Raw genomic sequence first — 12,062 nt, forward strand, 5'->3', positions numbered from 1 at the left:
CAGCACGAAGACCGCCAGGATGGCCACCAGCGTGGCCAGCACGCTGGTACCGCCGCGGGCGGCGAGCTCACTGCGCAGGCGTGCTTCATCACCACCGGACGAGGTGCGGGCCCGGGCAATCTGGCGCTGGCAATGGGCCAGGTACCACGTGTTGCCGAGCATGCCGGTAGCAACACTGAGCGCGACGGTGATGATGAGCGACAAGCTGTCGGGGACCGGCAACAGCGTCTCGACCACGCTGATCAGCAGCAGCAGGCCAACCCACAATGCCGCCAGGCGGTACATCTTCCGGTACATCATCCACACCGGGCCAAGCAGGAACGATGGCCAGTGCCAGGTTCCACTGCCCGTGGCGATGCCTTGGTCCAGGCGCCAGCGCTGCCGGTAGATCGGAAAGTTGCCACCGACCACGCTTGCGTACAGGGCCATTTCGCCTTCGAGCCCGGCTGCCGCAGCCATGTCCGCTGCAGCCGCCGGTGCGCGATAGGGATCGGACGGATCGCCAGCGTCGGGGGTGTGGCTCTGGATCGCAGGCGCCGCTTCGATCGACGCCTCCGATGAAATCCCGACCGAGGCTGCTGCCGGTTCCAGTTCGGCCAGCGGTCGCCACGCCGGCATGCCCTCGCACCACAGCAGCGTGCGCGCCGTAACCGTTCCTTCCTGCTGCAACCGGCGGAGCCCAGCCAGATCGACCGGCCCGCTGCTCTGCCTGCCATTGGCGTACCACCACTGTGCTTCCTGCATGAACTCCTCCTTGCCCGTGTGCTTACCGGTGTCCATCCCGCAATGCGTCCACCGACAACGTCTGCGACAGTACGTGGCTCGCGCCGGGCGGCAGCGTAATCACGTCCGGGCCGGCATTGGCCGCTTCCAGGCAGACATACTCGCGCCATCCTTCACCGACGTCGGCCATCTTCGAGGCGGCCTCCGCACCGGGATTCCAGGCGACCAGCGAGCGGCTGCCTTCGGTGTGGATGTCGATGCGCCGCTTGAGTACCGGGTCGCGCAGCACGTAGCGACCCTTGGCCTGGGTATAGATGCGATCGCTGCGGCCCGGGTCGCGCGGGTCACGCAGCGACCAGGGCCCCTGCTGGCGACGCGGCTGTGCGTAGTTCTCGAACTTGTCCAGGTACTCAAGGCCATCGACACCGTCCACCTCGACGGTGCTGGCGTCGCCCACGCGGAAATAGTTGTGCAGCGCCTGGGTGAACGTGACCGGTGCGCTGCCCGTGTTCTCGGTGACCAGCTGCTGGGTCAGCTGGCGCCCCACGCGGACGGTCATGCGCAGGTGCAGGCCCAGGCCCTGCAATGCGGGCGGCGCCAAGGTCAGTTCGATACTGCCATCCTGCAGGCGGCGGGCCTGCTGCAGTTCCCAGGGAAGCGTGCGCACGAAGCCATGCGCGGGCACATCATCGCCCTGCCCCTGGCGGCCGAAGTACGGCCAGCACACGGGACTGCCACCCCGGATCGGCGTGGGCAGTGCGGCACGGCGCGGCGACAGCCACATCAGATCGGCCTGGCCCTTGGGCACGAAGGACAGCAGCTGGCCGCCGAACACGCTTATGGCTGCGGTGGCATCGGCCGTTTCCACCAACCAGGCATCGAGTCCCTGGAACTGGCCGCTGCGTACACCCTGGATCTGTTGCACGTTGATTCGACTCCGTATGGCCGGCGACTGCGCGGCGCTGTAGTTGCTGGGAAGCGTGAAGCGGGTGGATACCGGTGCGGGGCCCGGTGAGGCCTGCAGCGCACGCAGGATACGCTGCCCTGCACGCCCGTCCGTGCTGGCCCAGCCCAGTCGCTGCTGTTCTGACTGGATCGCGCGGCGGGTCGCCGTGCCGATCATGCCGTCGGCGGTCCCGATATCGTGGCCCCGTGCCAGCAGCAGGGCCTGCAACTGGCGACGTTCGTCACGACCGAGCCCGGGATCGTCGGTGGGCCATGCCGTCGCCAGGCCGCTGCCGCCACGCAGGCGGTCGGCCAGGGTGGCGATCGCCAACGCATAGCTTTCGGCGGCGTTGTAGCTGTAGATCGCGTCGTAGTTGCGGAACACCAGCAGTGCCGGGCCCTTGCTGCCGGCCGGCAGCAGCAGCGCGGCGCGCGCGTCGGCAGGCAGGTTGGCCGGCGCCAGCGCGCTGCCATCCAGCGCGGTCACGCCCCGTGCCCGCCAGTCGGCCAGGGCCCGGCGCTGGGTCCGGCCGGCCTGGCTGGCGTTGAAACCGGCGGGGACGCGTACTTCCATGCCCCACGGCTCGCCGCTGCGCCATCCAGCACGCTTGAGGTAGTTGGCGGTGGACGCCAACGCATCGGGAACGCTGCCGACCAGGTCGCGACGGCCATCGCCGTCGCCGTCGACGGCGATGCGCGCGTAGGTACTGGGCATGAACTGCGTGTGGCCGAAGGCACCCGCCCACGAACCGGTGAGGCCCTGCGCCTGCAGGTCGCCACGGTCGATCAGCTTCAGCAGCGCCAGCAGTTCACTGCGGAAAAAGGCCTGGCGGCGGCCGGCGCAGGACAGCGTGGCCAGCGACTGCAGCAGGGGGCGCTTGCCGGACACGCGCCCATAGTCGCTCTCCACGCCCCAGACCGCGACAATGGTGGACGGGTCGACACCGTACTGCGCGGACACGCGATCCAGCAGGTCACGATGCTGGCGCAGCATCGCGCGGCCATCGTCGACCCGCTGGCGATCGACCAGGGCGGCCAGGTAATCCCAGATCGGCGTGGTGAATTCCGGCTGCGCATCGAGCAGGGTCAACACGCTCGGGTCCGGCGCGAGGCCACTGGTGATGTCGTTGAAGCGGGCGGCGCTGACGCCTTGGCTCACCGCTGTGGCCTGCAAGCCGGCCAGGCAGCGGCTGAAGGCCGGATCGTTGCCACCGTAAGCGGTTGGCAGCGCCGGCGTCGATGCAAGGGCGGCCGCCAGGCCGAGCGTGGTCAGAAGGGTCATGGCGTCCTCCATGTTGCCGATGCAATGCCATCTTAGTGGCAGTCATGCTGCCGAACCTGAAGGGGGGCGCGGCAGCGGCCCTCCTGGCCCTGCGCGGTGATCCAGGCTCAGACCGCGTCCAGGTAGTACCAGCGGTCGTCGATGCGCAGGAAGCGACTGTGCTCGGTCATCCTCACCGCGCTGCCGCCACCGATCCGGTAACGGGCGGTGAAACGCACCTCGGCACTGCCGGTACCGGTGATCGTGTGTTCGTGCACGGCAAGGCCCAGCCACTGCGTGCGCTGGCCGGGAGCGTCCTCCAGCACCAACCCGGCCGGGCGTGTTTCCGGATGCCAGGTGCGGACCAGGTAGTCGGCCAGGCCCCGCACATACGCGCTGTAACGCGAACGCATCAGGTGCTCGGCATCGGGTGCCGCCTCGCCGGCATGGAAGCGGCCGCAACAGGCGGCGTAGCCAGCCGGCAGGCCGCAGGGACAAGGATCGGTGGAATTCCGGCTCATGTGGGTATTGTCGCCGGGATGAGGGGATTCATCCACGCCGGACAAGCGTATGCTGTCGCGCCCCCCCTGCTGGTTCATCGCCGTGCTGGAACTGGTTCCTCCTGAGTTGTGGTGGCTGGTGGTGATCGCCTTCATCGCCGGCCTGGTTGACGCTGCCGTAGGCGGCGGTGGCCTGGTGCAGCTGCCCGGCCTGTTCACGGTACTGCCACAGCAGACGCCGGCGATGCTGTTCGGCACCAACAAGTTCAGCTCGATGTTCGGTACCGGTGCGGCCGCCTGGCGCTATGCGCGCAACGTGCGCTTCCCGTGGAAGCCGGTGCTGTTCGCAGCGGGCACTGCCTTCATCTTCTCCTTCGCCGGGGCCACTGCGGTAAGCCTGCTGCCCAAGGACGCGGTGCGCCCGCTGGTGCTGGTGCTGCTGATCGCGATGCTGGCCTACACGCTGTGGAAGAAGGATTTCGGCGCGCTGCACCGGCCGCAGGAGATCGGCCGCCGCGAACTGGTGATCGCACTGGCGATCGGTGCGGCGATCGGCTTCTATGACGGCTTCTTCGGGCCCGGTACCGGCAGCTTCCTGATCTTCCTGTTCGTGCGCTTCTTCGGGCTGGATTTCCTGCGTGCCTCGGCCGCGTCGAAGGTGGTGAACCTGGCGACGAACGTTGCAGCGATCTCGTTCTTCGTGCCGACCGGCAACATCCTGTGGCTGTTCGCGCTGCCGATGGCAGCGGCCAACATCACCGGTTCGGTGGTGGGCACGCGGCTGGCATTGAAGGGCGGCACGCCCTTCATCCGCAAGCTGTTCGTGGGCCTGGTGGTGGTGCTGATCGCGCGGATGGCGTGGGATACCTTCCGCGCCTCGTGAGGGGCGTCGTGACCCGGCAGGTGCCAACCGTGGTCGGCACCGTGTTTCCAGCCGCGGACGGCAGCCGAGTGTAGCCCGGCTCTACGGGCGGAATGCCCGAGGCCCTCAGGCCTCGGCTTCTTCCGGTTCGTTGGCCTGCTGGCGGCTGCGCTCGGGCAGCTTCAGGCGCTTGCCTTCTTCGTCGTACTCGATCAACAGCACGCCGGAGTCGTGGCGGCCGCTGATTTCGACGAAGCAGGCGCCGCCGATGAACGGTTCCAGCGTCATCACCGACTTCAGCGGAGTGGCGACCACCATCTGGAAGCCGAAGTTGTCGAAGATGTTCATCGCCAGCGCGGTGAACTCGTTGTCGGCCTTGTCGAAGGCTTCGTCGAGCACGACCGCGGCATAGCTGGGCAGCTGGCTGTCGGCGCCGCCGAGCTGGTAGCGCAGTGCAGCGGCCAGGCAGGTGGTGGCCAGTTTCTGGCGCTGGCCACCGGACTTGCCGGCGCCACTGCGGTAGATCTCGACCTGCTGGCGCGTTTCCGCGTCGAGCTCCACGCCAATGAACTCCACGTGCATGCGCACGTCCAGCACCAGTTCGCGCCAGCGCTTGTCTTCGCCCTCCTGCGAACCCAGGCGGTTGACCAGCTGGCGCAGCACGGTGAACTGCGACTCGGCCAGCTCGCGCTGCTCGGTGTGCTGCTGCGACAGTACCTCGCGTAGCTGCTGCTGGAACTCCGCCACCTCCGGCAGGCGACGATCGCTCAGCTCGATGGTCAACAGCGTGCCCCGGTTGAAGGGCACCTGCTCAAGGCTGGCGTTCACTTCATCCAGGCGCTGCCCGATCGACTTGCGCGCCTCCGCGCTGTGGCGCTGCAGGGCCAGCAGGTTGTTCTTGCTTTGGTTCTGCAGCAGGTCGAAGAAACGCTCTTCGTGCTGCGGCAGGCCATCGCGCTCCAGCCGTTCGAGGCGAGCGAGGAAATCCTCGGTCGAGGCCACCGACGCGGTGAAATCGCCCGATTCTTCCGGCCACAACTGGATGAAGCGGCGGAAGCAGCCGACCAGCTGGTTCTCGATGCGGTTGAGGTCCTGTTGCGAGGACGACAGCTGCTCGTTGAGCGCATTGCTGACCTGGCGCATGTGCGCTTCCAGCGTTTCCAGGCTGAGCGGACCCTGCTGCTGCAGCCGCTCGGCCAGGCCGGCCTCCTGCTCCTGGGCAAGGGCCGGCAGCACCAGTGCACGACTCTGCTGGCGCGCACGGTCGAGGCGATCGCGTTCCTTGACCAGCTGGCCGCGTTCGACGCGCACGTCTTCGTAGGTACGGCGGGCCTGCTCGATGTCGGCGCGCACGGCGTCAATCTGCTTGGCCAGCCTGGCGAGGTCGGCATTGCCTTCGCGCAGGTCGCGCAGGGTGGCTTCGATGTCGCTCAAGCGTTGCTGCGGGGCGGCGACGTCGATCTCGTTCCAGCTGATGCTGGCCAGCTCGTGGCAGGCCAGGCGGCGCTCGTTGTCACGGTCACGCTGGCCGCGCAGGCGCGCGATGTCGGTCTCGCAGCCGGCGATGCGCTTGGCCAGTTCCTGGGCTTCGCGCTCGAAGGCGCCCACCTTGTCGTGGTTGTTGAAGCCGAGGATCCAGCGCCGGCGATCGTTGACCGCGCTGCGGTCATCCTTCTCGAAGCGATCGCCCGGATGCTTGACCTGGCCCTCGCGGGTGATGCCGCGATCGACGTTGCGCAGCTGCTTGGCATCAACGCACTCGTAATCGAAGCGCTTGCCGAGCTCGCGGCGCAGCCAGCCCTCGAACACGTGGTCGCGCAGCTCCAGCTTGTGCAGCAGCGACCTGGCCGAAGGCTCGCGGGCGAACGCCTCCTCGTTGCGGCGCACGCGGTAATAGGTGAAGCGCATGCCGAGGTGGGTGCGGTTCACCCATTCGGCGACCTCGCTGTAGTGCTTGTCATCGACCAGCAGCGACAGCGCGAAACCGCCCAGTACGCGCTCGATGGCGCCCTGCCACCCCTGCTCTTCGGTACGGACCTGGATCAGCTCGCCAACGAACGGCAGCGCCGCCTCGGCGATGCCGGTTTCTTCGGCCAGGCGCGCACGCAGCTTCTGCATCGGCGCGGGGATGTTGGACGGCGTACGCTGCATCGCTTCCAGTTCGCCCCGTACTTCGGCGAATCGGCGTTCGTCGTCGCGCTTGCCGCCCAGCCGGTCACTGATCGCATCATCCAGTGCGGCCGAAGCACGCTGGCGATCCTGCAGCTCATTCTGCGCACGCTCGACCAGCTCGGCGAAGCCGTGGGCATCCTCGGGCAGCTCCGCCTGCAACTGCCGGGCGGCTTCGCGGGCCTGGTCACGCTTGGCCTGACGGCGGTCGCGCTCGGCTTCGGCGCGGCCCTGCTCGCGCTCCAGTTCCTCGATGCGCTCACCACCCTGCTGTCGGCGCTGCAGTTCCAGTTCGGCCAGGCGTTCGGTGTGATTGTCCAGTGCGGCGCGGCGCTGGGCTTCCTCGCCGAGCAGGCCACGGTCGCGGACGTCCATCTCGCGCAGGCGAGCTTCGATCAGCGCCTGGCGGCGGCTTTCGCGGAAGCTGTCGACGCCGAGCTTCAGCGCCTCGTCGTCGCCGCGCTGGCGGTGCATTTCCTTCAGATCGGCGTAATAAGCGCGGGCCGGCAGCAGGGTTTCCACCTGGCGGCGCGCGGTGACCACCGCCTGGTGCGCACCATCAAGCTCGGCGAAGTCGCTGACCAGGCGCTCGGCGGCGTCGAAGGTCTTCGGCGTGTCGAGCATGAAGTCACGCAGGAAGACGTTGAGGTCGCCCAGGTTCTTGGCCGACTGCGTTTTGTGGAGCAGCCGCAGCGCCATCTCGTTGTCGATGCCGAGCAGGTCGCGGAAGCGCTCGGCGTAGCCGGAGAAGGTGTCGAAATGATGGACGTCGGCCAGCTTCTGCTTGAGCTTGCGCAGGTCCAGGTCGAAGCCACCGAGATCCTTGGCGATGTCGAACGGGCGCTCGGCGATCATGTAGTGCTTGCGCACGTCGCCCGCCGAGGTACCGCTGCCGGAGATCCACAACAGGCGCACCAGGCTGACCACGCGGCCGTCGCCGGCGCGGTACTCCAGCACCAGCGCGGTCCAGGTTGCGCCCTTGCGCAGGTACTGGGTCGCGATTTCGCCCGTGCCGCTGTCCTGCTGGTCGGCCCAGGCGCCACGCACGTAGGACACCAGGTTGCGGTCACGGCCACTGCGCTCGGCTTCACGGGCGGCAGCGTTGAAGTCGACGATGGCCGGCGGCGTCAACAGTGCCGACATGGCATCGAGCAGGGTCGACTTGCCCGAGCCGGAACGGCCGACGAACAGGAAGCCGCGCTCGGCGATCGGCACTTCGGTCAGGCCGTTGAAGGTGCCCCAGTTGTGCACCTGCAGGCGACGCATGCGGAACTGCTGCAGGCGCGGGTCCGGCAGGCCTTCATTGAACAGGGCGGGAGTGTGCTTGGAAATGGCCATGCGATGTTCGGGTCTCTCAGGCCTCGGCGGCCGGGGTTTCGCGCAGCTGGCGATAGACCGCCGAAAGCTGGGACACGTCTTCGGCGGAGAACAGCAGCTTCAACGCCGGCGAGACTTCGTGGCGATCGTCCTGGCCGCTGAGGCGGGTCAGGATGTGGTTGTCCTTCATCTTCTGCACCGCCGAGGCGACGCGGCGATTGAAGCCGGCGCGGTCGGTGGACAGGTTCTTTTCGTAGATGGCGAGCGCTTCGGCCATCTCGGCGTCGGCGACCACCGCGCGGTTGCCGCGCGCGTCGGCCTCGGCCAGCTGCTGACGCAGGTACAGCAACAGCACCGAGTCGATAAAGGTCAGCGGCGACGTGCGCAGCAGCACCGGCGCGTCGACATCCTCGGTATCGGCCTGGCGGGTGAACGCCACGCCGCTGTCACGATCGAGCACCAGCTCCAGGAACAGGTCCGAGAGCGCCGAACGGATGGCCGCTTCACTGCGGATCAGCGCCGGCCACAACCTGGCGTGGCGCAGCTGGTCGATGCTGGGACCGATCAGCAGCTGGCACAGCGCGCGTCGCGCATCCAGCGGCAGGCGACCGGTATCCCCCAGGTAGTACACGTCGTTGCCACGCCGGGGCTGGGCCGCGGCCGCTACCGGCCCGGCTTCGTAGGCGTCTTCCGCCAGCTCGGCCTGCGTTGCCTCGATGGGATCTTCATGCCAGCTCATGGCGTCTCTCCTGGGTAAACCAAACCAGCGGGATGCGGGCGCGACGGACCTGGCCGTCGCCGCCGCGCCATTCGGCCAGCTCCTGTTCGCCGGCGATCACGTTGCCAAAGCGCGTCCCCAGCGACAGGTAGCCGATGACGCTGCCCAGCCCCTGCGGTGCATCGCGCTGCGACAAGGCCTGGGCAATGCTGAGCCGCGGCTGCGCGTCGAGCAGGTCGTGCAGGTCACGACGCAGGGTGCGGAAGTCGATTTCAGACGAGGCGACCAGATCGCCGACGCTTTCCAGGCTGATGCTGGCCGCGTCGTTGTACTCGACATTGCCGTCGACCTGGGCGCTGCGAGGGTCGTGCAGCTTCCACTGCGACCACGAACGCAGGCGGCTGGTGGTCAGCTGCAGGTCGCGGCCGATGGCGCGCTGCGCGGGGAACTCGTCACGCAGTGCCAGCGCTTCGGACTGCGCCTGCTTCAGCAGTTGGTTGAGCCGGCGCTGCTCCAGGTAGCCGCGGCTCTGCACGAAGCCACGCAGGCTGCGCGCGAAATGCTGCAGGACATCGTGCACCTGGCCACCGCGCTCGAGCATGGTGCTGGTGAAGCCGCGCAGGAAGTTGCGCTCATTGCGGTCCAGGCGACGGGCGAAACCGCGCGCGAGCACCGCTTCCAGCGCGGCGTCGAGCTGCGCGCTCTGTTCGGCGTCGTTGAGCAGGCGCCAGAAGGCCTGGAAGCTGCGCCCGGCATCACTTTCGCCGATCACGTCGACGCCCTCGAACAGCTGCGACAGCACGTCGCCGCGTTCGCCCTCGTCGTCGATGATGCGTTCACGGAAATCGCGGTTGAGCCGCTCGAAATCGTCGCGCACGCGGCGGAAGTCCTCGGTCAGCTCGTCGGCCAGGCCGATGATCTGGCGGGCGCGTTCCAGCGCGCGCTTGCCGTCCAGCGCAACGACGCGACCGGCGCTGACGCGGGCAATTTCGGCATCGATGCGGTCGCGCTCGTCGCGCAATGCGGACAGGCGGGCATCCGGATCGGACTCGGTCTGCGCAGCCAGCTGGGAGAGCTGCTCGATGACCAGCGCCAGGCGGCTTTCGGTGGCGGCCACGCGGGCCTGTTCGAGGCCATCGGCGAAGCGGATCGCCTGCAGCGCGGCCGTCGACAACTCGTACTGCTCCTGATCGGCCCCCTCGGGAAGGCGACGTTCCAGCCAGCCCTGGGCCAGCCAGTGCGCGATATAGGCCTGCGCGGTGCGCGGCAGCTCGCGCGACAGTTCGTCGCCGTTGAGCTGGTCCAGTGCACGTTGCAGGCGCTCGCTGAGCACCGACGAGGGCAGCGTGCGCTCGCCGTCCATCAGCAGGCCCTGCAACAGGCCGATGATTTCCGGGGCGTGGTCGGCCGCGAGCAGTTTCCACTGGGGCTGTTCGCGCAGGTGGCGATAACGGAGGATGCGTTCGCGATGCTTCATGCAGCGAAATAATCAGGAAGAGCTGGCGAGGTCGGGCAGCGGCGCAGGGCCACCACGGGGGCAGCCGTCGGCGCGCCGCCCGGCAGCGTCCGGCGGGGTGCGAACAGGCGGTTCAGCGCTTGCCGCCCACTTCGATGAAACGCAGGAACTCGGCGCGGGTGCGCGCATCGTCGCGGAAGCTGCCCAGCATCTTGGAAGTGACCATGCTGACCCCCCGCTTGTGGATGCCGCGGGTGGTCATGCACTCGTGGGCGCCTTCGACGACGACGCCGACGCCGATCGGCTGCAGAACGTCCTGGATGCACTGGGCGATCTGCGCGGTCATCTTCTCCTGCACCTGGAAGCGGCGGGCATAGGCTTCGACGACGCGGGCCAGCTTGCTGATGCCCACCACCTTGCCGGCGGGCAGGTAGCCGACGTGCACGCGGCCGATGATCGGCGCCATGTGGTGTTCGCAGTGGCTTTCGTACTCGATGTCGCGCAGGACAATCAGTTCGTCATAGCCGGCCACCTCCTCGAACGTCCGCTCCATGTATGCGCGCGGATCGTCGCGGTAGCCGCTGAACCAGTCGCCGTAGGCTTCCGCGACACGGCGGGGGGTATCCAGCAGGCCTTCGCGGGACGGGTCCTCACCGGCCCAGCGCAGCAGGGTGCGCACGGCATCCTCGGCCTGGTCCTGGGTCACGTCGCCCTGCGTGGCGGCCTTTTCGTTGTTCTTGCTCATTGCGTACAGCGTCCCGAACGGGGGGCGAGCATCGTACCCGACCGGGGGGTGGGTCGTCCTGTTGGTCGGGTTCATCGGGGGTCTGGCGGCGCCTGCCTGTTACGGGTCTGGATGGGGAAGGGCGGCAGGGCAGGACACGCCGTAAACCCATCCATGGGGGCTCGGTCGGCGCATCCATGCGCCTCACGGTCCTGCCCTGCCGCCCTTCCCCATCCCTGACAGTTTCCTGCGGGCGCGGCCGGACCGCCCGGAAGCGGGGTCAAAAGCTGGGTGTCATGGCTTCGGAAATGCGTCGTGCGGCTGCTTTGGCCACTGCCGTGGTGGGTGCGGACCGTTGGTCCGCACTGCTTCTGCTCTTGCTTCTAAGAGCCAACCCACCGCGCTCGCGGGGTGATGGGAAGGCAGCGGGGGCCGGGCGGGGCAGGACCGTCCGCGGCAGGGGCCCGAGGCGTGCCTCGGGCGGGTTGGGCAGGACGCCCGACCCCGGTCTTGCCGTGTGCGCAGGACGCGCACACGAGCAAGCCGCGGCCGAGCCCCCAAGGGTGAGGGCGCTTTGCTTGCGAGGCATGCCTCGCAAGCGCCCGAACGCACAGCCGCCAGCGGCTGGGCCGGACCCCGGAGGGGGGTTCACGGCGTGTCCTGCACCGTCCGGCCCCCGCTGCCCCAATCGATAGCCAGCAGGCGCAACGCTTTCCTCAACACGCCCACCCATTCAGGAAAACCCATTGATAGGAATGAAATTAGTAGTATCCTATCTATCTCTTATGGAACGCCCCCTCGACGAACGCACCGTGCTGCAGATGCAGCTCAGCTCCGGCCTGCTTTACGCAGGGCGGCAGTGGCAGCGCCTGGCCGACAGCCGGCTCGGCAGCTACGGCATCTCCACCGCCTGCACCATGCCCCTGCTGATGATCGGCCGCTCTGGCGGTGGCATCCGCCAGGTGGCGCTGGCCCAGCAACTGGGCATGGAGGGTCCCTCCCTGGTACGCCTGCTGGACAAGCTGTGCGCCAGCGGCCTGGTCCGCCGCGAAAACGACGCCAGCGACCGCCGCGCCAACCTGCTGTGGCTGACCGACGAGGGCCATGCGCTGGTCAGCGAGCTGGAAGACCAGCTGATCGGCCTACGCCAGGACGTGTTCGGCGAACTTTCCATGGATGAACTGCACGCCGTGCTCAAGGCATGGCGCCTGCTGGCCGAGGCCGCCGACCGCATCACGTAGGACCGCTGCCCTCGAACACCGCCGCTGCCGTGCACGCGCCAGCGGCTTTTGCCCGTTGCCGTTGTTTCGTTCTCCCTCCCCTCCCCACCTCGCCCCCGCCCCTGCCGATGTCCGGTGAATTCAGTCTCCACGGAGTGTTCGTCCCC

The 12,062-nt window shown here is 68.1% G+C and carries 9 protein-coding genes (1 of these 9 cut by a window edge); 2 read left to right on the forward strand and 7 right to left on the reverse strand.

Annotated features, from left to right (window positions below; all coding sequences use genetic code 11):
* From A9K58_RS18510 to A9K58_RS18520, 3 genes are all read right to left on the reverse strand, one after another.
* Nucleotides 1-744, reverse strand: partial view of a DUF2628 domain-containing protein gene (locus A9K58_RS18510; protein ID WP_065200734.1) — the 5' portion only. The gene continues 30 nt to the left of window position 1, outside the view; only the first 744 of its 774 coding nucleotides appear in the window; its start codon is at nt 742-744; its stop codon lies off the left edge, out of view.
* 22 nt (nt 745-766) lie between these two features.
* Nucleotides 767-2,950 carry a lytic murein transglycosylase gene (locus A9K58_RS18515; protein WP_081284169.1) on the reverse strand — a complete coding sequence of 728 codons (2,184 nt, stop codon included), beginning with the start codon at nt 2,948-2,950 and terminating at the stop codon, nt 767-769.
* A gap of 107 nt (nt 2,951-3,057) precedes the next feature.
* Nucleotides 3,058-3,450, reverse strand: a complete 393-nt coding sequence (locus A9K58_RS18520) for a YchJ family metal-binding protein (RefSeq protein WP_065200728.1) — start codon at nt 3,448-3,450, stop codon at nt 3,058-3,060.
* An 82-nt stretch (nt 3,451-3,532) separates the two neighbouring features.
* Between A9K58_RS18520 and A9K58_RS18525 the strand changes: the two genes are divergently transcribed.
* Nucleotides 3,533-4,312 carry a sulfite exporter TauE/SafE family protein gene (locus tag A9K58_RS18525; protein ID WP_065200736.1) on the forward strand — a complete coding sequence of 260 codons (780 nt, stop codon included), beginning with the start codon at nt 3,533-3,535 and terminating at the stop codon, nt 4,310-4,312.
* A 105-nt stretch (nt 4,313-4,417) separates the two neighbouring features.
* Here A9K58_RS18525 and A9K58_RS18530 read toward each other — a convergent pair whose 3' ends face one another.
* The 4 genes from A9K58_RS18530 to folE all read right to left on the reverse strand — a co-directional run bounded on the left by A9K58_RS18530 (nt 4,418) and on the right by folE (nt 10,696).
* Complete coding sequence (locus A9K58_RS18530; RefSeq protein ID WP_065200729.1) at nt 4,418-7,798, reverse strand: ATP-binding protein; 3,381 nt, start codon at nt 7,796-7,798, stop codon at nt 4,418-4,420.
* Between the two features lie 16 nt (nt 7,799-7,814).
* Nucleotides 7,815-8,516, reverse strand: coding sequence for a DUF4194 domain-containing protein (locus A9K58_RS18535; RefSeq protein ID WP_065200730.1), 702 nt, complete (start codon nt 8,514-8,516; stop codon nt 7,815-7,817).
* On the reverse strand, nt 8,503-9,972 hold the full coding sequence (locus tag A9K58_RS18540) for a DUF3375 domain-containing protein (protein WP_065200731.1): 1,470 nt from the start codon (nt 9,970-9,972) through the stop codon (nt 8,503-8,505). The genes A9K58_RS18535 and A9K58_RS18540 overlap by 14 nt, the downstream gene beginning before the upstream one ends.
* A 112-nt stretch (nt 9,973-10,084) precedes the next feature.
* On the reverse strand, nt 10,085-10,696 hold the full coding sequence (folE, locus tag A9K58_RS18545) for a GTP cyclohydrolase I FolE (RefSeq protein ID WP_065200732.1): 612 nt from the start codon (nt 10,694-10,696) through the stop codon (nt 10,085-10,087).
* Nucleotides 10,697-11,460: 764 nt separating this feature from the next.
* Here folE and A9K58_RS18550 point away from each other — a divergent pair.
* Nucleotides 11,461-11,916: a MarR family winged helix-turn-helix transcriptional regulator gene (locus tag A9K58_RS18550; RefSeq protein WP_065200733.1), complete on the forward strand. Its 456-nt coding sequence runs from the start codon at nt 11,461-11,463 to the stop codon at nt 11,914-11,916.
* The last annotated feature ends 146 nt before the right edge of the window (nt 11,917-12,062 follow it).

It is taken from the genome of Stenotrophomonas maltophilia, from assembly GCF_001676385.1.
Classification (GTDB): domain Bacteria; phylum Pseudomonadota; class Gammaproteobacteria; order Xanthomonadales; family Xanthomonadaceae; genus Stenotrophomonas; species Stenotrophomonas maltophilia_J.

Coding starts and splice junctions, on each gene's coding strand:
- A9K58_RS18540 (WP_065200731.1), bottom strand. CDS start 9,972: ATGAAGCATCGCGAACGCATCCTCCGTTATCGCCACCTGCGCGAACAG.
- A9K58_RS18515 (WP_081284169.1), bottom strand. CDS start 2,950: ATGACCCTTCTGACCACGCTCGGCCTGGCGGCCGCCCTTGCATCGACG.
- A9K58_RS18550 (WP_065200733.1), top strand. CDS start 11,461: ATGGAACGCCCCCTCGACGAACGCACCGTGCTGCAGATGCAGCTCAGC.
- A9K58_RS18530 (WP_065200729.1), bottom strand. CDS start 7,798: ATGGCCATTTCCAAGCACACTCCCGCCCTGTTCAATGAAGGCCTGCCG.
- A9K58_RS18535 (WP_065200730.1), bottom strand. CDS start 8,516: ATGAGCTGGCATGAAGATCCCATCGAGGCAACGCAGGCCGAGCTGGCG.
- A9K58_RS18520 (WP_065200728.1), bottom strand. CDS start 3,450: ATGAGCCGGAATTCCACCGATCCTTGTCCCTGCGGCCTGCCGGCTGGC.
- folE (WP_065200732.1), bottom strand. CDS start 10,696: ATGAGCAAGAACAACGAAAAGGCCGCCACGCAGGGCGACGTGACCCAG.